Here is a 19,387-nt window from a genome sequence, read left to right as displayed (position 1 = left end):
TTGGTTGAAGGCGGGGTGACCGTTGCGGGACGCGGCGCGATGGCCGATTGCCGATGGCCGCGTGCGTCCTGTAGGCTCCGCGCCATGGCTGACCACCCCACCAAACGGCGTTTTCTGCAAACCGGCTTGCGCGTCTCCGGACCGAAGGAGGCCGTGCGCAAAAAGGGTGGTCCGCGCCGGACGCGCCCGCCCGCGCTGGGCCGCCCACGCCTGCGCCTGCCCATCGCGGCGGTGCTGGTGGCCGGCTTCGGGTCGCTGATGCTGCTGGCGGTGGCGAGCGTGCTCGTGCTCGGCCTCGTCAGCGCCAGCCGGAACACCTTCGCGCTGCTGAACGACCGCGCCGACCTCGCTTTGTCGGGGGTGGAGGTGCGCATCCGTAACCAGCTCAACCCCGCGCGGGACATGGCCCGTTTCGTGGCCGGACTGATGGAGCGGGGGGAGCTGGATCCCGCCGATTCCCGCTCTCTCCAGGACACGCTGCGCGGCGCGCTGGCCGGGGCTCCGGACGTGACGGGCATCGCCTTCTTCCACCCCGACCGCACCGGCCTGCGTGCCGACCGGCTGGGCAACCAGCTCCACATCGGGCGGGAGGACCTGCGCCACGAGCCGGAACTGGCGCCGGAGCTGCGCAACGGCGCCGACCGCACCACCGCCGTCTGGGCCGACCCGCTGTGGTCGAAGGAGGCGGGAACCAGCTTCGTCACCCTGTTCCAGCCCGTGCGGCGCAACGGCACCTATCTGGGGCAGGTGATCGTCGGGGTGTCGCTGGGCGACCTGTCGCGCTTCCTGTCCACGCTCTATGTGGAGCAGGGGCTGAATGCCTTCGTCCTGTTCGATCGGCAGCACGTTCTGGCCCACCCGTCGCTGGCCGGCATGAAGTTCGACTTCTCCACCAAGACCGACGGCCCGCCTTTGCCGCGAATCGATCAGGTGGCCGACCCGGCGCTGGCGGCGCTGTGGCAGACCGGCCAACCGGTGGACGCCCTGAAGAAGCGGGTGGAGGGCCGGATCGTCAACGTGCTGGACGAGGATTACCTGTTCCTGATGCGCAGCATGGCCGGCTACGGCCAGCAGGACTGGACCATCGGCATCGGCTTCCGCGCCAACGAGGCCAGCGCCGAGGTCCGCCGCCTCTACACCACCGGCCTCGCCGGGCTGGGCATCCTGCTGATCTCGGTGGCGGTGGCCCTGATCGTCGGGCGGCGCATCAGCACCCAGGTGGCCCATCTGGCCGAAGCGGCCGACCATGTCCGGACCTTCGACTTCCGCGCGATCGACGAGCTTCCCGATTCGCGCCTGCGCGAGCTGGCCCGCGCCAACAGCGCCTTCAACGCCATGGTTGCCGGGCTGCGCTGGTTCGAGACCTATGTGCCGAAGGCCCTGGTGTTGCGGCTGATGCACCGCCGCGGCGGCCTGACCAGCTTCCAGTCGGAGGAGCGGGAGGTGACGGTGATGTTCACCGACATCCGCGGCTTCTCCCGCATGGCCGAGCATATGGGCGCCGCCGACACCGCCGCCCTGCTGAACGAGCATTTCACCCTGCTCGCCAACTGCATCGAGGCGGAGGGCGGCACGGTGGACAAGTTCATCGGCGACGCCATCATGGCCTTCTGGGGCGCGCCGGAGGAGCAGCCGGACCACGCCGCCCGCGCGCTGCGCGCCGCCCACGCCATCACCCGCGCCGTGCGCGAAGGCAACCGCCGCCGCGCGGCGGAGGGGCTGCCGGCGATCCGCGTTCGCATCGGCCTGCATTCCGGGCCGGTGGTGGTGGGCAACATCGGGTCGGCAAGCCGCATCAACTACACCATCGTCGGCGACACCGTGAACGTCGCCGCTCGCATCGAGGAACTGGCCTCCGCCCTTCAGGGGGACGAGGAGGTCATCGTCCTGTCGAGCGCCGCCACCGCCTTCCAGGGCGATGGCGCGGCTCCGCTGGACTGCGTCGGCGACCGCACGCTTCGTGGCCGCACCGGCACGACGGAAGTGTGGCGGGTGACTTTGGATGGCGATGGCGGGGGGGATGGCGCCGGGGCGGTTCGGGAGGAGGAAAAGGCGTAGCGTGGGCTTGCCCCCACCCCGGCCCTCCCCCGCTGGGCGGGAGAGGGTGCCTTATGCGAAGCGGCGGTCGTCCCCTCCCCCGCCCAGCGGGGGAGGGTTAGAGTAGGGGCACGCGGTCTGCTACGCGTCCGCCAGCAGATCCCCGAACCCTTCCACCCGCTTCAGCATCGACTGGCGCAGCTTCAGCAGGGCGCGGTGTTCGAGCTGGCGCACCCGCTCCTTGCTCACCCCCAGTTCGCGGCCCAGCTGCTCCAGGGTGGCGCCCTCCTCGCGCAGGCGGCGTTCCTGGATGATGGTGCGTTCGCGCGGGCTGAGTTCACCCAGCGCCTCGGCCAGCCATTGGGAGCGGGTGCGGCTATCGCGCATGCCGATCACCACCTCCTCCGGCGAGGGACGCTGGTCGGCCAGGAAGTCCTGCCAGTCCTCGTCGGAGCCGTCGGCGACCGGGGAGTTGAGCGACTGGTCGGAGGCGGACAGCCGCATCTCCATCGCCTCCACCTCGGTCACGTCGACCTGGAGTTCGCCGGCGATCCACTCCCGCCCTTCCTTGGTCAGGCCGTTGCCCCCGCCGCTGTTGCCCTGGGTGATGCTCTCGATGCGGGCACGCAGGCGGCGCAGGTTGAAGAACAGCGACTTCTGCGCGGCGGTGGTGCCGGTGCGGACGATGGACCAGTTGCGCAGGATGTAGTCCTGCATGGCCGAGCGGATCCACCAGGCCGCGTAGGTGGAAAAGCGCACCTCGCGGTCCGGCTCGAAGCGGCTGGCCGCCTGCATCAGCCCGACATTGCCCTCCTGAACGAGGTCGCCCATGGGCAGGCCGTAGTTGCGGAACCGCGCGGCGGTCGCCACCACCAGCCGGGTGTAGGCGCGGACCAGTTCGTGAAGAGCCCGTTCGTCGCCGCCTTCGCGCCATTTGCGGGCCAGATCGAATTCGTGGTCGCGCGTCAGCAAAGGCTCACGCATGGAAGCCTTGATGAAACTCAGATTCGCGCGCTGAGTCTCGGGATCGTCGATGTAGGCCATACGTCCCTTCCTTCCCGTCTGGGCGGCCGCGTTTCAGGCTGCTTGTGCCCTGTGCTGCGGAGTCCGAAGGGACAGGCCCCCTCAGGTCCAATGATCCGTCGGTTCATCACGGCCGGTTCGCCGTGGGGTGCCGACGGTTGGGACAACAGCCGTTCCCCTCGCCCTGTTGCACGTCATACGCAGCACAAGACGTTTCGGATCATCCGGACCGGAAGGGATTCGGTGGCGGAGGCCGAGGGGATGGGTAAGACGGTTAGGAAAAAGGGAGATGGGTCAGACCTGGAACAGATCCAGGATCTCACCCGAAGGCGACAGGCATCCACAAACGAGGTGCCCACCCAACCCGCAATTGCCATCCAGGGTCGCCACGCGGTCGGTCACCGCCACGCCCTTGCGGGCCGGGTCGTAGCCCCGCACGACGCGGGCGAAACCGCCGTAAGGCTCTGACATCTGGGCGAAACCGGGCGCCCCCCACCAGAAGGCGTCGCCCTGGTGGTTCAGCGGGCGGCGGATGTCCACCCCGGCGCTGACCAGCAGCACGCCGCCCTCCCCGCTCTCCGGGCCGGTGCAGTAGGCGGCGCGGCGCAGGGTGTTGAACACATTTTCGTGACCGGGCTGCGCGTGCATCGCCTGACGCAGCCCCTGGGTCCAGCGGCCGAGCGTCATGGTGCCGCCGCGGGCCGCCGCCATACCCTGCTCCACCGTGCCGCCATAGGCGGCCAGCGTGGCCCCCGCGCCGTGGCGGGTCATCCAGTCGAGCACCTGCTGCGGGTCGGGCGCGAATTGGAGTTGGAGCAGCTTGTGCCACATCTCCTCCTGCGCGCCGCGCAGATAGACGATGTCGCCGGCCTCCATGCCCCGCCAGCTCAGCAGCCAGGTGCGGAAGGCCAGCAGCGCGTCCACCGTCTCCAGCACCCGCTCGCCCCAGCCGACCATGTTGCCGAGATAGACGAGCCGGTCACCGGGCAGGAAGCGGGCCGCGATCACCTCGTGCACGGCGTGGAGATGGTCCGTCTGCGCGTGGATCGAGCCGACGGCCCAGATGCGCCGCGGGTTTCGGAGATCGATGAATTTCTGCGCTTCAGACATGCCGGAGACGCTCACCCCATCCAGCGGTCACGGACCGGCCCAGAACAGGCCGGGGGCGGGAGTGTAGGCGCCGCGCAGGCCCGGCGAAAGACGAAAACTTAAGACAAAGGCGCGGCCAAAGCGCCGCGCCTTCATCGTCAACATCACACTCTCGAACCGGTTCCCGCTTCCGGTATGGGAAACGGGACTGAACCGGAGTCAGGCGGCCTTTTTGAGGACCAGCTCCAGCCGCTCGGTGGCCTTGGTCTCGTCGATCTTCTCGACGGCGGCCAGCTCACGGGCCAGACGCTCCAGGGCGGCCTGATAGATCTGGCGCTCGCTGTAGGACTGGTCGGACTGGTCGGCGCCGCGGTACAGGTCGCGAACGACCTCCGCGATGGCCACCGGGTCGCCCGAGTTGATCTTGGCCTCATACTCCTGGGCGCGGCGGCTCCACATCGTGCGGCGGACGCGCGAACGGCCCTGCAGCGTCTCCAGGGCGACCTTGATGCGGTCCTTCGTGCTGAGGCGGCGCAGGCCGGCGGCCTTGGCCTTGCCGACCGGAACCTTGAGCGTCATGCGCTCTTTTTCGAACGTGATCGCGTAGAGCTGAACATCCATGCCAGCGATGCTGTGGGTCTCGATTCCCTCGACCCGACCGACGCCATGGGCCGGGTAGACGACGAAGTCACCGGCCTCGAAGTCAAGCTTGTTCGACATTTGGGTTGGCTCTCACTTCTCGCGATCGCGCCATTTTGCCGCCCCGGTGGAGGGGGCGAAAAAGGCCCGGTGACAACGACACACCGTGGGGATGGGGTCCTCCACGCCGCGCACTGTTGCACTGAGCCCTTGGTCGATGGGAAATCCGGCAATGACGCTGAGGCCGGCTCCGGGCGCGTATTATAGCGATGTTACGGCCGGGTTACAAAGGCTACGCGCGGGCAGCCGTCCGGATTCTGACGTTGCCCGCCGATGGCCGACCTGTCGTTTTTGCATGGCGGCAAAAGAATGCCATGCGCCGCAATAGTCCCGACTCCGCTTAGCCGCCGGCCTTCGGAGAGAAGAACTTGTCGAACTTGCCGTCCACGCCCTTCATGGCGTCGGCGTCGGGCAGCGCGTCCTTCTTGCGGGTCAGGTTGGGCCACTGCGCCGCGTAGTCGCGGTTCAGTTCCATCCACTTCTCCGCACGGCCGTCGGTGTCCGGCACGATGGCTTCGGCCGGGCATTCCGGCTCGCACACGCCGCAGTCGATGCACTCATCCGGGTGGATGACCAGCATGTTCTCGCCCTCGTAGAAGCAGTCCACGGGGCAGACCTCGACGCAATCGGTGTACTTGCACTTGATGCAGTCTTCCGTCACGACGTAGGGCATGATTCGTTCTCCGCTGTTCTCGCCAGTTCCGGCGGTGTTCACGCGCCGGGGTTCGAGTCGCATCGATGGACGCTTCGACTGACGTGCTCGCGCGTGGGTGCGGCCGAGGGCATGAATGGACCATGGCCCGACCGCGGCGCTTGCCTAGCACGCCGCCTGAGACGGGATCAACCCCGCCGGTTGTGTGGGCGCAAGCGACGCAGCCCCACCCTCCATATTCCCCTCCGCGACCGCCTCCAGGAAGGTGCGCAGGGCCACCGTCTCCATGGAATCCACCCGCCGGACGAAACGGGTGGGCATGCGGGCCAGTTCCGGCGGCAGTGGGCGGGCGGTGAACAGGCCGCGCCAGGGCTCCCGCTCCACCACGACGCGGGGCAGGACGGTGACGCCCATGCCGGCGCCGACGCAGCCCAGGATGGCCTCCAGCGCCCCGAACTCCATCACGCGGTAGGGAACCCGCCCGGCCTCGCGCATCGCCGTCTCCGCTCGGGCGCGGTAGGCGCAGCCGCGCCGGAAGGCCAGCAGGGTGTTCCGCCCGGACTCGCTGGTGATGCCGCTGGCCGGTTCGACCAGCACCAGCTCCTCCTCGAAGACGGGCTGGCTGACCAGTTCGGGATGCTCCACCGCCCCGGAGACGAAGGCGCCGTCGATGCGCCCGGCCAGCACCTCCCCCAGCATGGTTTCGGTGGGGCCGGGGACGATGGTCAGATCGACGTCCGGGTTCTCCGCGTGGAAGCGGGCGAGGATCGGCGGCAGCCGCACGGCGGCGGTGGTCTCCATGGTGCCCACGGACAGCCGCCCGCCCCGCCCCGCCGCGTCGGCCACCGCGTCGCGCGCCTGGGCGACGAGGCGCAGCACCCGGTCGGCGTAGTCGGCCAGCACCCGCCCGGCCGGCGTCGGCGCCATACCGCGGCTGAGCCGCAGGAACAGCGGCACGCCGAGATCCTCCTCCAGCCGCTTCAGCCGCGCCGTCACGTTGGACTGGACGCAGTTCAGCGTCTCCGCCGCCCGGCTGACGCTGCCGGTATCCGCCACCGCCTTCACCACCCGCAGGCCCGCGAGGTCCATCGCCTCCTCCCCGATCCGCACGCTTCCCATCACTCACAGTGAAGCATAGCATCGAAACAAATCATTAGAAATGAGGGTTCCGTCACGCCAGGATGGAGCCACACGAAAAAAGAACCTGCAGGAGGAAGCCATGGTCCGGGTGCTGATCGGCGGCGTGCTGGTGCTGGTCATCTCCATGGGGGTGGGGCGCTTCGCCTTCACGCCAATCCTGCCGGCGATGCAGGCGGCCACCGGGCTGGGCACCGACGCCGCGGGGCTGCTCGCCTCGCTGAACTATCTCGGCTACTTCCTGGGGGCGCTGGGCGTCGGGCTGGTCCCGCAGGGCGCGGCGCGCACCGCCGTCTTCCGCACCGCGCTGATCGCCAGCGTCACCTCCACCGCCGGCATGGGCTTCACCGAGGGCATGGCGGCCTGGGCCGTGCTGCGCTTCGTCTCCGGGCTGGCCAGCGCCGGCCTGTTCATCCTGGGCATCGCCATGACGCTGGACGCGCTGGCCCGCGCCGGGCGCGAGTCCTGGACCGGCTGGCTCTACACCGGCGTCGGCCTCGGCATCGCGTCGAGCGGCCTGTTCGTCGCCGTGATGGGCGACCGGCTGGGCTGGCGCGGCGACTGGCTGTGGCTGGGCCTGGCCTGCCTGGGCTTCGGCACCCTGTCCTGGCTGTGGGTGAGCGACCCGCCGCGCGAGCCCGGCCACATGGCCGCCGCCCGGCCCACACCCGCGCCCTCCCTCCGCCCTTCCATTCCCATGGTCCTGCTGACGCTGGCCTATTTCCTGGAGGGGGCCGGCTACATCGTCACCGGCACCTTTCTGGTCGCCATCCTGAAGACCATGCCGGAGACGGCGCAGCTCGGCGCCGCGGCCCTGGATGGTCACCGGTCTGGCGGCCATGCCGTCCGGCATCGTCTGGGCGGCGGCGGGGCGGCGGCTCGGCCTCTGGCGGGCGCTGATCCTCGCCCATGTCGTGCAGGCGGTGGGCATCCTGCTGCCGATCACCGGGTCCCCCGCGGCGGCCCTGCTGTCGGCTGTGCTGTTCGGCGGAACCTTCGTCGGCATCGTCACCCTATCCTTCACGCTGGGGCGGCACCTGTCCGGCGGGGCGTCAGCCCGCGTCATCGGCGCGCTGACCGCCGTCTACGGGCTGGGGCAGATCATCGGGCCGGTGCCGGCGGGGATGGTGGTGGCGCGCACCGGCAGCTTCGATTCCGCCCTGCTGGGGGCCGCCGCCGCGGTGCTGGCCGGCGCGCTTCTCCTCGCCGCCGGGGCCTGGATGGCCGGGCGCCGCAGCCCCGCCGCGGTTGCCCTGGGCGCCGGGCGCGGGTAGCCTGTCGCCATGTTCGATCCGCTGCACCCTGAGGACTCCCGCCGCCACGCCCCCGCGACGGAACGCAACCGCGCCCCCATTCTGGAGGTGCTGCGCCGCGTCCTGCCGCCGCGAGGTCTGGTGCTGGAGATCGCGAGCGGCACCGGCCAGCACGCCGTCGCCTTCGCCGCGGCGCTGCCCGCCGTGACGTGGCAGCCGAGCGACCCCGACCCGGACCTGCGGGACAGCGTCCGCTCCTGGGCCGCCGCCGCGGCTCTGCCCAACCTGCGCGACCCTCTGGACCTCGACGCCGCCGCGGCCGCCTGGCCGGTCGAGGCAGCCGACGCGGTGGTCTGCATCAACATGATCCACATCGCCCCGTGGCAGGCGGCGCTCGGCCTGTTCGCCGGGGCGGAGCGGCTGTTGCCCGCCGGCGCGCCGCTGCTGCTCTACGGCCCCTTCACGCGCGGCGGGCGGCACAGCGCGCCCAGCAACGCCGCCTTCGACGCCGACCTGAAGGCCCGCAACCCCGCCTGGGGCGTGCGCGACCTGGACGCGGTGGAGCGCGCCGCCACTGGCTTCACCCTCGGCGAGCTGGTGGAGATGCCCGCCAACAACCTGACCGTCGTCCTGCGGCGCCGTTAAGCCCCCGGCCGATCCTCCATCCGGACCACCCCATTCGAGGTGCGGTCTTCTGCCGCAGTTTTGCACCCGCGAGATTTGCTATTGTTTCCCTGCAGCGCTTGAGTTTGTAAACAAATTACAAATTGGGGGAAATGATGAAGCGGAAGCTGGTTCCGGACGTGGTGAAGTCGCAGGAACTCATCCTGGTGCCGGAGGACACCTCCGTCCTGACCGTGTCGAAGCTGATGGCGGAAAAGAACATCGGCGCCGTGCTGGTGGTGAACCACGGCGACCTCGTCGGGATCGTCACCGAGCGCGACCTGAACAACAAGGTGCTCTCCACCCAGATCGACGCCCTGGAGACCGAGGTGTCGGCGATCATGACCCGCAACCCGGACACCCTGCCGCCGGACGCGGACGCCATCGAGGCGCTGACCCTGATGCAGTCGAAGCACTACCGCCACCTGCCGATCACCCAGGGCAAGCGCGCGGTCGGCATCGTCTCGATCCGCGACCTGTTCAAGCTCGCCTACGAGCATCTGGTGGAGGAGGTGGAGTTCCGCGACGGTCTGATGCGGACCTGACCCCAAAAGGCGAACGGGCCGCCCCCGATGCAGGGACGGCCCGTCGAAAGACCTGCTCAGAAGAGCCGGAGCGTCAGTGCGCTTCGGCCTTCTTCCGTTTGCGGCGGGCGGCGGCCATCAGGTTCAGCGCCTCGACCAGCGTCGAGAAGGCGATGGCGAAGTACAGATAGCCCTTCGGGATGTGGAAGCCGAAGCCGTCGGCGATCAGCGCCACGCCGACCAGCAGCAGGAAGGCCAGGGCCAGCATCTTCACGGTGACGTGGCGGTTCACGAAGTCGCCCACCGGGCGGGCGGCGAACAGCATCACCGCCATGGCGATGACGACGGCGGTGACCATCACCGGCAGGTCGTTGGACATGCCGACCGCGGTGATCACGCTGTCCAGCGAGAAGACGATGTCCAGCACGATGATCTGACCGACCACCGCGCCGAAGCTGGCGACCTTGGGGGCGGCGCCGCCCTCCTCGTGACCCTCCACGGTGTTGTGGATCTCGATGGTGCCCTTGGCCAGCAGGAACAGGCCGCCGCCGAGCAGGATCAGGTCGCGGCCCGAGAAGCCCATGCCGAGTACGGTGATCAGCGGTTCCGTCAGGGTCGCCACCCAGGAGATGGAGGCGAGCAGCAGAAGCCGCATGACCAGCGCCAGCGCCAGACCGAGCTGCCGGGCCTTCTGCTGCTGGTGGACCGGCAGCTTGGCCGCCATGATCGAGATGAAGATGATGTTGTCGATGCCGAGCACGATCTCCAACGCGGTGAGCGTCAGGAGGCTGGCCCAGACCTGCGGGTCGGAGAGCAGTTCGAGCATGAGGGCGGCGGGCTCCGAAAAAGTCGGCCGTTGCGGGACTATTTTGCGCAGATGAGGTTGCGACCCCTGAATGGCAATGGCCCGGCCCGCGCTTCGCCGCCGCTTTCCCCGGCTGTTCCGGCTTACTCCTCTCCGTACAGCTGGTCGAGCGCCCGGCGGTCGCGCTTGGTCGGGCGCCCGGCGCCGGGCTCCCGCGGGGCCGGCGGCGCGCGGTAGGGGTCGTGGATCGCCTCCTCCCGCACCGGCGGGGCAAGGTCCTCGTAAAGGGCCTGCGCCTCCAGCGCCGGGCCGCGCCGGCTGCCGAGCGCGACCACCTTGATCACACGGATGTGCCGCCCCTGCGCGAATGTCAGCACGTCGCCGGGCTTCACCGCGTAATGCGCCTTGCCGACCACCGTGCCGGACACCCGCACGCCGCCTCCGTTGCACAGCTTCGCCGCGAGGCTCCGCGTCTTGAAGAAGCGCGCGAACCACAGCCACTTGTCGATCCGCAAACGGCCCGCCGGGGTGGGATCGGAGCCGGAGTCGGGGAGATCGTCATCGTCGAGGTCGGTCATGCGGAGCCCCCACCCTTCCCACGGCTGACGCCGTGGGCCCCTTCCCTCCCCCGCTCACGCAGGGGAGGGACTTTCATCCCCTCCCCTGCAAAGCGGGGGAGGGTTAGGGTGGGGGCAAAAGCGAATCTCTTCATCACGTTCCCGAAAGCTGGCGCAGCTTGGCGAAGGGGTGGTCGGCGTTGACGGGGGCCTCGCGGCGGGGCTTGTGGCGCGGGTTGCGACGGCGGCGCCAGGAAACCGCCCCATCCTCCGCCACTGAACGGGTGTAGCCAAGCCCCTTCATCACCGCACCCAGCTCGTCCGGCTTGGCGCCGATCATCTGGGCCAGGGCCGGCTCGGCCACCGCCCGGCCCTCCTTGGCGGCGGTCAGCAGCTCGGTCTCCAGCCGGTCGAGCATGTCCACCCGCAGCGCCCGCGGCCCGGCCGCCGGATAGCCGATGGCCTCCCAGAAGGCGGGCGGCGCGCCGGTGGCCTCCACCGAGACGCGGCCCGGAGGCGGGATCGGCACCGGCAGGGGCAGCCGGTGCTTCACCGCCCACAACAGCCCGCGCAGTTCCACCGCCCCCGGCTTGGCGAGCGCCGTCAGATAGAGGTGCGACACGCCGAGCCGCACCCCGTGGCGGGACAGCGCCTTGCGGTCGGCCTTCTCCAGCCCTTCCACCATCGGAGCAACCGGTGCGCGGGGCATCGCCCCCATGTTCTCGACGAGCTGGAAGGCCAGCCCACGCGCCGTTCCCGTCAGATCGCTCGCATCGCGCAACGCCAGCAGGGGGCGCAGCCGGGCGGCGACGCGGTCCTTCACCCAGCGTTCCAGCCGGACGCGCACGCGGTCGAGCTGCCCCTGGTCGAGCAGCCCCTCGTCGAAGGGCAGAACCGCCGGGGTCAGAACCGACGGGCCGGGGCCGAGCCGGGCCACCGCCAACCCGTCCGCCGTCAGCACCCCGTCCGGCCCGAGGGCGAACACGTCGTCCGGCTCCTGCTCGAAGGCGCGCAGGCGGGACGCCACCTCCTCGCGGAGCGCGCGGCGGGCGGCGGTCAGCAGGGACTTGGCCTCCTCCGAGCGCTCCGGGGCGTCGGGGACGAAGCGGAAGCCCTCCAGCCGGCCCACCGGGTGACCTTCCACCACCACCTCGCCGTCGGCGCGCACGCCGCCGATCAGCTCCCGCCCGTCCTTCAGCGTGCGGGCCAGCGTGGCCGAGCGGCGGTCGATGAAGCGCTGCGTCAGCCGCTCGTGCAGGGCGTCGGACAGCTTGTCCTCGATGGCGCGGGTGCGCGCCTGCCAATGCACCGGGTCGGTCAGCCAGCTCGGCCGGTTGGAGATGTAGGTCCAGGTGCGGATGTGGGCGATGCGGGCGACCAGCGCGTCGATGTCGCCCTCGGTGCGGTCGAGCCGGGCGATCTGCTTGGCCGCCCAGTCCTCGTCCAGCCGCCCGATGCCGGTGCGCAGCTGCCGGAAGATCTGCCCGAGCAGCCGGGTGTGGGCGTCCGACAGCACCTTGCGGAAGTCGGGGACCTGGCAGACCTCCCAGAGCAGGCGCACGTTGTCGCGGCCCTTGGCGAGGTCCATCACCTCATGGTCGCGGACCAGTGCCTGGAGCGCCAGATGGTCGTCGGCGTCGCGGGCGCGCAGCAGCTCCGGGATCGGCGGGCGTTCCTCCAGCGACTTCAGCAGGAAGCCCGGCGTGTCGAAGCGCAGCTTGCTGTTGCGCCACATCAGCGTCTTGATCGTCTCGAACTGGTGGTTCTCGACGCGGTCGACGACGTCGGCCTCCAACTCCCCCACCTCGTCGGTGGTGCCGAAGGTGCCGTCGCGCATGTGCCGCCCGGCGCGCCCGGCGATCTGCGCCACCTCCGGCGCGCGCAGGCGGCGTGGGGCGAAGCCGTCGAACTTCACGATGCGGGCGAAGGCGACATGGTCGACGTCCATATTCAGCCCCATGCCGATGGCGTCGGTCGCCACCAGATAATCCACCTCCCCCGCCTGATAGAGCCCGACCTGGGCGTTGCGGGTGCGCGGGGACAGCGCGCCCAACACCACCGCGGTGCCGCCGCGCTGGCGCCGGATCATCTCGGCCAGCGCGTAGACGTCGGTCGCCGAGAAGGCGACGACGCAGGAGCGCGGCGGCAGGCGCGTCAGCTTGCGGTAGCCGGCGTAGGTCAGCTGCGAGAAGCGCGGCCGGCTGATGAACTCGGCCCGCGGCACCAGCCGGCGGATCAGCGGCTGCACCGTGTCGGAGCCGAGGAACATCGTCTCCACCAGCCCGCGCGCGTTGAGCAGCCGGTCGGTGAAGATGTGCCCGCGCTCCGGATCGGCGCAGAGCTGGACCTCGTCCACCGCCAGGAAGTCCACCGCCCGGTCGAGCGGCATGGACTCCACCGTGCACACCCAGTAGGACGGGCTGGGCGGCAGGATCTTCTCCTCCCCCGTCACCAGGGCCACGGCGTTCTTGCCCTTGATCGACACGATGCGGTCGTAGTTCTCGCGGGCCAGCAGGCGCAGCGGAAAGCCGATCATCCCCGTCCGGTGGCCGAGCATGCGCTCGATGGCGAGATGGGTTTTCCCGGTGTTGGTCGGCCCCAGCACGGCGACCACCCGGCCACCCGCACCCAGACCGCCCCCGGACGAAGAAAGGACAGAGGTCATAAGCGTAAGTTTTGGGCCTGAGGACCGGCAATGCAAGCGTCAGGGCGGCCGTGCCGTGCCGCAAGGACCATCCGGGGCCGCACTCTTTCGGAAACGGTATAAAACCTCGGGCCGATGGACGGGCGCCGGTTATCCCGTCTACCCTGGCGCGCTCCACCCTAAGGGATTCCTCATGCGCCACACCATGCGCCGTTTTCCCGCCCGTCCGCTCGCCGCCGCGCTGATGCTCGCAACCCTGGCGCTGCCGCCCGCCACCGCCCGCGCGGAGGCGCCCCCGGTGACCGAGGACGGGGCCAGGGCGCTCGCCGCCGCGCTGAAGGACGGGCTGGCCCGCTGGTTCCCCAGGAGCGAGGGCGACGCGACCGAGCTGCGCTGGACCGGCGAGCCGGTGGCGACCCCGGCCGGCGACCATTACAAGGTCGCCCTGCCCGCTCTGACCGCGGTGTCGGACGACGGCACCACCGCCGACATCGGCACCATCCGCCTGACGGTGAAGCCGCAGGACGGCAACACCCACGCCGTCACCGCCACCCTGCCCGACCGCGTCGCCATCCTCGACAACGGCAAGCCGTCGGCCACCGTCAAGCTGGGCCGCCAGCGCATCAGCGCCCTGTGGTCCGGCGCCTACGAGACGGCGCTGTCCATGGACGCGGAGCTTGGCGACCTGTCGGTCACCAGCGACCGCAAGGGCAAGAAGGGCAAGAAGGACGAGAGCGCCCTGACCGTCGGCGCCATCACCGTCGCCGGGGAGCTGAAGCCGGACGGCACCGCCGCCGCCGGCACCCCGCTGTGGAGCGGTCCCGGCGCCCTGTCCGTCAGCAATCTGCGCTTCCTCGACGAGACGAAGAAGGAGGTGCTGAATCTCGGCGGCCTGACGATGGAGGGCACCTACACCCGCGTCGACCTCGCCCGCGCCGACGCCATGCAGCGGCTGACCCAGACCCACGCCTTGGCCGGCACCCAGCCCCCGGCGGCGGAGCTGATCCCGCTGATGCAGAACCTGATGGGCGGGGCCAGCGGGCGCGTCCGCCTGTCCGGCCTGACCGCGCTCAACCCGGAGGACGGCACCCGCCTCGCCCTCGGCCAGCTCGTCCTGCGCGGCAGCGCCGAGGATCTGGACAAGCCGATGGCCTCCACCACCTTCGGGATCGAGTCCAGCGGCCTGACGCTGGAGCCGGAGGTGGCGCCGAAGGCTTTCATGCCGGACAAGCTGGACATCCAGATCAGCACCGCGAAGCTGCCGACCGCCTCGCTGTGGCGGGCCTTCGCCGACCTCGCCACGCTGGCCGAATCCCAGGCCGCCGGTGAGGAGGATGAAGAGGAAGACGGCGAGGAGGAGGCCGCCCTGCCGGATGACGGGACCGACGAGGCGGCGATGGCCGCCATCGGCAACCGGCTGATGGGCGCCATGGCGGAGGTCGGGACGGAACTGCGCATCGACCGTTTCGTCGTCAACACCCCGGCGACCTCCGGCACCATGACCGGCGCCCTGCGCATGGCCGCCAACTCCGCCTTCGGCGCGGTGGGCAGCAGCACGGTGCTGCTGCGCGGTCTGGACGCCGCCACCAAGGCGATGCAGCCCAAACCGGGCAAGAAGGCCGACGAGAGCACCCAGAACGCGCTGGGGGTGATCGCCATGCTCCAGGCGTTCGGGCAGGCGTCCAAGGACGACGCCGGCAACGACGTGCGCAGCTACAAGATCGACGTCACCGAGACCGGCCAGTTCCTGCTGAACGGGGCGGACATGAGCGCGATGATGGGCATGGGCCAGCCGGCGCCGGAGCCGATCCAGGGCAAGAAGCGCTGAGGCTTGGGGAGGTTCTTGCCCCCACCCTTCCCACGGCTGACGCCGCGGGCCCCTTCCCTCCCCCGCTGGGCGGGGGCGGGAATCTTAGTCCCCTCCCCCGCCCAGCGGGGGAGGGTCAGGGTGGGGGCAATACTTCCCTCACCCCACCACTCCGGTTGCGAAACTCCAGTGCAACGCCAGCCGATCGCTCTTGCATGGGGCGGCTCGCTCGCACATATCTGCGCCGTCCTCCGGACCCATCGGCAAGCTTACCAACAAGAACGATCAAGGATGACACCATGACCGAGGAACGGCTCAGCTTCCAGGCCGAGGTCAGCCGCCTGCTCGACATCGTCGCGCACTCGCTCTACAGCGAGAAGGAAGTCTTCCTGCGCGAGCTGGTCTCCAACGCCTCCGACGCCTGCGACCGGCTGCGCTACGCCGCGCTGACGCAGCCCGAACTGTCCGCCGACGACCCGAACCTGAAGGTCCGGCTGATCGTGGACAAGGAGGCGCGGACCCTCACCGTGGCCGACAACGGCATCGGCATGAACCGCGAGGATCTGGTCGAGAACCTCGGCACCATCGCACGCTCCGGCACCGCCGCCTTCATGCGCAACCTGAAGGACAGCGCGAAGGAGGGCGACGCCAAGAAGGACGTCAACCTGATCGGCCAGTTCGGCGTCGGCTTCTATTCCGCCTTCATGGTCGCCGACCGGGTGGAGGTGCTGACCCGCAAGGCCGGGGAGACGCAGGGCTGGCGCTGGCTGTCGGACGGCAAGGGCGAGTTCACCATCTCCGACGTCGCCGACCTGCCGCGCGGTACGCAGATCAAGCTGCACCTGCGCGAAGGCGACGACGAGTATCTGGAGGAGCACCGCCTCTCCGGCATCGTCCGCAAGTATTCCGACCACATCGCCATCCCGATCCTCTTCGGCGAGGGGGATGAGGCCAAGCCGCTGAACAGCGCGTCGGCCCTGTGGATGCGCTCCAAGAACGAGATCACGGCGGAGCAGTACAAGGAGTTCTACCACCATGTCGGGCACGCCTTCGACGATCCGTGGCTGACCCTGCACTGGCGGGCGGAAGGCGCCATCGAATACACGAACCTGCTGTTCGTGCCGTCCTCCAAGCCGTTCGACCTGTTCGACCCCAAGCGCGCCCACCGGGTGAAACTGTACGTCAAGCGCGTCTTCATCACCGATTCGGCGGAGGGGCTGCTGCCGCCCTACCTGCGCTTCCTACGCGGTGTGGTGGACAGCGAGGATCTGCCGCTGAACATCAGCCGCGAGATGCTCCAGCACAACCCGATGCTGGCCAAGATCCGCGCCGGCATCACCCGCCGCGTCCTGTCGGAGCTGGGCAAGAAGGCCCGCGACACCGAGAAGGCGGAGGAATATGCGGCCTTCTGGGAGAATTTCGGCGCCGTCCTCAAGGAAGGCCTCTACGACGACTACGAGCACCGGGACGACCTGCTGAAGCTGATGCGCTTCCGCAGCACCGCCGGTGACGGTCTGGTCTCGCTGGAGGAGTATCTGGGCCGCATGAAGGAGGGCCAGGAGGCCATCTTCACCATCAGCGGCGACGACATCGAGACGCTGAAGCGCAGCCCGCAGCTTGAAGGCTTCAAGGCCAAGGGCGTCGAGGTGCTTCTGCTGACCGACCCGGTGGACGAGTTCTGGGTGCCGTCGGTCGGCAGCTTCCAGGACAAGCCCTTCAAGTCGGTGACCCGAGGCGGCGCCGACCTAGGCAAGATCCAGGGCGGCGAGGAGAAGCCGGCCGAGGAGAAGGCCTCCGAGGGCGAGCTGACCGACCTGCTGGTCCTGCTGAAGCTGACGCTCCAGGATGTGGTGAAGGACGTCCGCCCGTCGGAGCGCCTGACCGACAGCGCCGTCTGCCTCGTCGCCGACGAGAACGACATGGACATGCACCTGGAGCGCCTGCTGAAGCAGCACAAGCAGCTCGGCATGGACGCCCCGGCGGCCAAGCGCATCCTGGAGGTCAACCCCGCCCACCCGCTGATCAAGCGCCTCGCCGAGCGCGCCAAGGCGAGCGGTGCGGCGACCTCGCTGGACGACGCGGCCTGGCTGCTGCTCGACCAGGCGCGCATCGTGGAAGGCGAGGCCCTGCCCGACCCCGCCGCCTTCGCCCGCCGTCTGGCGAGCGCAATGGAGAAGGGGCTGGCATAAGGGCCCCCCTCTCCCTCCCCTGCCCAGAGCGGGGGAGGGCCGGGGTGGGGGCAACGCTACCCGCCCACCCGCTCCGCCGGGAAAACCAGCGTCATGGTGGTGCCGCGGTCGGGGGCGGTGTCGATGTCCAGCCTCCCCTCGTGCAGCTCCACCAGCCGCTTGGTCAGAGGCAGGCCGAGGCCGGTGCCGATGTGGTTGCGGCCCAGCGCGCTGTCGATCTGGCCCCAGGGCTCCAGCGCCTTTTCCAGCTCGTCGGCGGTCATGCCGATGCCGGTGTCGTGCACCGACAGGCACAGCGTCCCATCGGCCGCCACGCGGCCGTTCAGAGTGACCACCCCGTCGGGCGGCGTGAACTTCACCGCGTTGGACAGCAGGTTCAGCAGCATCTGCCGCAGCTTGCGCTCGTCGGCGCGCAACGGCGGCAGGTCGGGCGGTAGCTCCGTGTCGATGCCGACCCCGGCCCGCCCGGCGCGGTCGGACAGCAGGCGGGCGCTGCCCAGGGCGACGCGCGGCACGTCCACCAGGGATTCGGCCAGCTCCAGCCGCCCGGCCTCGGCCTTCGACAGGTCAAGCAGGTCGTTGATCAGGTCCATCAGATGGCGACCACTTTCCGCGATGTCGCGGGCGTAGTCACGGTAGAGCGGGTTGGAGATCGGCCCCAGGACCTCCTGTTCCAGCAGCTCCGCGAAACCCATCATGGCGTTCAGCGGGGTGCGGATCTCATGGCTCATGCAGGCGAAGAAGGCGGTCTTGGCCCGGTTGGCTCGCTCCGCGGCGCGGCGGGCCTCGTCAAGCTGGCGGGTCCGCTCGATGATCTGCTCGTCCGTCCGCGCCAGCAGAGCCACCCCCGACCCGATGCCGAGGTACCGCCCGTTTTCCAGCACGACGAAGCCGGACGCCAGCGCGCCGGGATTGTCCTGCATGATCCGCCGCGCGACCTCGCAGAGCGGCAGGTCCTCCTCGACCAGCAGCGGCGCCGGGTCCATCGCCGTCCGCGCCGGCGCCTCCGGGTCGGCCAGCCCCGCCAGCGCCAGACGGTCCACCAGCCCCAGAACACGTCCGTCCTCCGCCGTCACGGCGAGCGCCGGCAGGCGGGGTTGGGCGGCCAGCCGATCCCGCAGGGTGCGGCAGGGCACGTCCGGCCCGACGGACGGCTCACGGACAGCCAGCAGGGCTGCGACCAGGACGGGAGCAGCCTCCGTTTCCGGCGTGCCGCTGGGAGCGGGGCTGGTCGGATCGGGATCGAGCACGGAGTGACGCAGCCTCGCCTGTCGGATGGGACGGTCGGTCCGGAACCGAAGCAGCCCCGGACCCTCCATTCTGTCAGACGTTCGTTTGCAATTGGTTGCCGTATCAGGCGGCGCCAGCCGCCGGCACCGGGTTTTGCGGAGCGCCGCCGACACCCGCCCCGCCGGTCGCGGTGACCTGCACATCCACCGTCATGCCGAGGAAATCCGCCGGCGCTCCGGTCCAGGAGCCACCGAGCGGCACCGCCTGCGAGGGGTCGCGGGCGACGGCAACGCGGATCAGGTTCTTGCCGCCGACGATGCCGTTGGTCGGGTCGAACTCCACCCAGCCGCAGCCCGGCAGGTAGATCTCCACCCAGGCGTGGGTCGCCCCGCCGCCGGTCATCGCCCCTTCCTGCCCGTCCCGCGCGGGATCGTAGAGGTAACCGGACACGAAGCGCGCCGCGAAGCCCAGCGAGCGCACCGCCTCCATCATCAGAAGCGCGAAGTCGCGGCAGGAGCCGCTCTTCCACGTCAGGGTGTCCACCGGACTCTGGGTGCCTTCCAGGTCGCGGGCCTGATAGGTGAAGGTTTCCTTGATGGCCCGGGTCATCGACACCAGCATGTCCTGCGTGTCGGGCGGCCCGCCCTCGCCCAGCGTCACGAACTGCCGGGCCCATTCGTCCACCAGATGCTCGGGGTCCGGGTAGTGCCGCTGGGTGGTCAGCGCCAGATCCGGCACCTCCTCCGCGGAATAGCTGAAGGGATAGGAGCGCGCGTAGTCCTCGATGGGAAATTCCAGCTCGCCCATCGGGTAGTGATCGACCCGGATGTGGCTTTCGAAGCGCAGCTCCGTCGCCGGCTGGTCGAAGCTCGCCACCGCGATGGAGTTGCCAAAGACATCGTGGAGCCAGCGCACGGAGGCCGGCGGCGGGCTGATCACCAGACCCGTCTCGATCAACCGCAGATCGTGGCTGTCGCGGGGCCGGAACATCAGGCGGTGGTCGCCGAAGGTCACCGGGTTGGCGTAGCGGTAGGTGGTGGTGTGGTGGATGTCCAGGGTCATCATGGCGCGCGCCCTT

16 protein-coding genes and 1 pseudogene are annotated in these 19,387 nt (G+C 69.9%); 7 read left to right on the top strand and 10 right to left on the bottom strand.

The window, feature by feature from the left end; genetic code table 11:
* The first annotated feature begins 84 nt into the window (after window positions 1–84).
* Entirely contained in the window at window positions 85–2,058 is a 1,974-nt protein-coding gene (locus tag H1Q64_RS05445; RefSeq protein ID WP_237904694.1) for an adenylate/guanylate cyclase domain-containing protein, read from the top strand.
* 120 nt (window positions 2,059–2,178) lie between these two features.
* Here the strand turns inward: H1Q64_RS05445 and H1Q64_RS05440 are convergent, their stop codons facing one another.
* The 5 genes from H1Q64_RS05440 to H1Q64_RS05420 form a co-directional block, all read right to left on the bottom strand.
* Entirely contained in the window at window positions 2,179–3,081 is a 903-nt protein-coding gene (locus H1Q64_RS05440) for an RNA polymerase factor sigma-32 (RefSeq protein ID WP_145675807.1), read from the bottom strand.
* A 273-nt stretch (window positions 3,082–3,354) separates the two neighbouring features.
* The gene (locus H1Q64_RS05435) at window positions 3,355–4,170 is read right to left on the bottom strand and encodes a hypothetical protein (protein WP_014238738.1); all 816 of its coding nucleotides are present in this window, start codon (window positions 4,168–4,170) and stop codon (window positions 3,355–3,357) included.
* 198 nt (window positions 4,171–4,368) lie between these two features.
* A complete protein-coding gene (locus tag H1Q64_RS05430) occupies window positions 4,369–4,869 on the bottom strand; it encodes a CarD family transcriptional regulator (protein ID WP_014238739.1) in 501 nt (166 codons plus the stop codon).
* A gap of 319 nt (window positions 4,870–5,188) precedes the next feature.
* Entirely contained in the window at window positions 5,189–5,521 is a 333-nt protein-coding gene (gene fdxA / locus H1Q64_RS05425; protein WP_014238741.1) for a ferredoxin FdxA, read from the bottom strand.
* Between the two features lie 144 nt (window positions 5,522–5,665).
* Window positions 5,666–6,589 (bottom strand): LysR family transcriptional regulator, encoded by a 924-nt coding sequence (locus H1Q64_RS05420; RefSeq protein ID WP_237904693.1) that lies wholly within the window; start codon window positions 6,587–6,589, stop codon window positions 5,666–5,668.
* Between the two features lie 70 nt (window positions 6,590–6,659).
* Here H1Q64_RS05420 and H1Q64_RS33780 point away from each other — a divergent pair.
* From H1Q64_RS33780 to H1Q64_RS05405, 4 genes and pseudogenes are all read left to right on the top strand, one after another.
* Window positions 6,660–7,367, top strand: a pseudogene (locus tag H1Q64_RS33780) (YbfB/YjiJ family MFS transporter); the annotation flags it as partial.
* Window positions 7,368–7,455: 88 nt separating this feature from the next.
* On the top strand, window positions 7,456–7,911 hold the full coding sequence (locus H1Q64_RS33775) for a YbfB/YjiJ family MFS transporter (RefSeq protein ID WP_330874519.1): 456 nt from the start codon (window positions 7,456–7,458) through the stop codon (window positions 7,909–7,911).
* A gap of 9 nt (window positions 7,912–7,920) precedes the next feature.
* Window positions 7,921–8,535, top strand: a complete 615-nt coding sequence (locus tag H1Q64_RS05410) for a DUF938 domain-containing protein (RefSeq protein WP_237904691.1) — start codon at window positions 7,921–7,923, stop codon at window positions 8,533–8,535.
* Window positions 8,536–8,669: 134 nt separating this feature from the next.
* Window positions 8,670–9,098: a cyclic nucleotide-binding/CBS domain-containing protein gene (locus tag H1Q64_RS05405; protein WP_145623349.1), complete on the top strand. Its 429-nt coding sequence runs from the start codon at window positions 8,670–8,672 to the stop codon at window positions 9,096–9,098.
* A gap of 73 nt (window positions 9,099–9,171) precedes the next feature.
* On the opposite strand, the gene H1Q64_RS05400 is transcribed toward H1Q64_RS05405, so the two are convergent.
* The 3 genes from H1Q64_RS05400 to H1Q64_RS05390 form a co-directional block, all read right to left on the bottom strand.
* On the bottom strand, window positions 9,172–9,903 hold the full coding sequence (locus tag H1Q64_RS05400; RefSeq protein ID WP_237904690.1) for a TerC family protein: 732 nt from the start codon (window positions 9,901–9,903) through the stop codon (window positions 9,172–9,174).
* 122 nt (window positions 9,904–10,025) lie between these two features.
* Window positions 10,026–10,460 (bottom strand): RNA-binding S4 domain-containing protein, encoded by a 435-nt coding sequence (locus tag H1Q64_RS05395; protein WP_237904689.1) that lies wholly within the window; start codon window positions 10,458–10,460, stop codon window positions 10,026–10,028.
* Between the two features lie 133 nt (window positions 10,461–10,593).
* Window positions 10,594–13,104 carry a helicase-related protein gene (locus H1Q64_RS05390; protein ID WP_237904688.1) on the bottom strand — a complete coding sequence of 837 codons (2,511 nt, stop codon included), beginning with the start codon at window positions 13,102–13,104 and terminating at the stop codon, window positions 10,594–10,596.
* Between the two features lie 172 nt (window positions 13,105–13,276).
* On the opposite strand from H1Q64_RS05390, the gene H1Q64_RS05385 reads away from it, so the two are divergent.
* Entirely contained in the window at window positions 13,277–14,911 is a 1,635-nt protein-coding gene (locus tag H1Q64_RS05385; protein ID WP_237904687.1) for a hypothetical protein, read from the top strand.
* A gap of 278 nt (window positions 14,912–15,189) precedes the next feature.
* Entirely contained in the window at window positions 15,190–17,079 is a 1,890-nt protein-coding gene (gene htpG, locus H1Q64_RS05380) for a molecular chaperone HtpG (RefSeq protein ID WP_237904686.1), read from the top strand.
* A gap of 56 nt (window positions 17,080–17,135) precedes the next feature.
* Here the strand turns inward: htpG and H1Q64_RS05375 are convergent, their stop codons facing one another.
* Both H1Q64_RS05375 and H1Q64_RS05370 read right to left on the bottom strand, forming a co-directional pair.
* Window positions 17,136–18,329, bottom strand: coding sequence for a sensor histidine kinase (locus tag H1Q64_RS05375; protein WP_237904685.1), 1,194 nt, complete (start codon window positions 18,327–18,329; stop codon window positions 17,136–17,138).
* A 103-nt stretch (window positions 18,330–18,432) separates the two neighbouring features.
* Complete coding sequence (locus tag H1Q64_RS05370; RefSeq protein ID WP_237904684.1) at window positions 18,433–19,374, bottom strand: transglutaminase family protein; 942 nt, start codon at window positions 19,372–19,374, stop codon at window positions 18,433–18,435.
* Window positions 19,375–19,387: the final 13 nt, after the last annotated feature.

Origin of the sequence: Azospirillum brasilense, from assembly GCF_022023855.1 — a bacterium.
In the GTDB taxonomy this organism is placed as follows: Bacteria; Pseudomonadota; Alphaproteobacteria; order Azospirillales; family Azospirillaceae; genus Azospirillum; species Azospirillum brasilense_F.
Note: the sequence above shows the minus strand (reverse complement) of the source record. Positions and strands in the feature narration are given on the sequence as shown.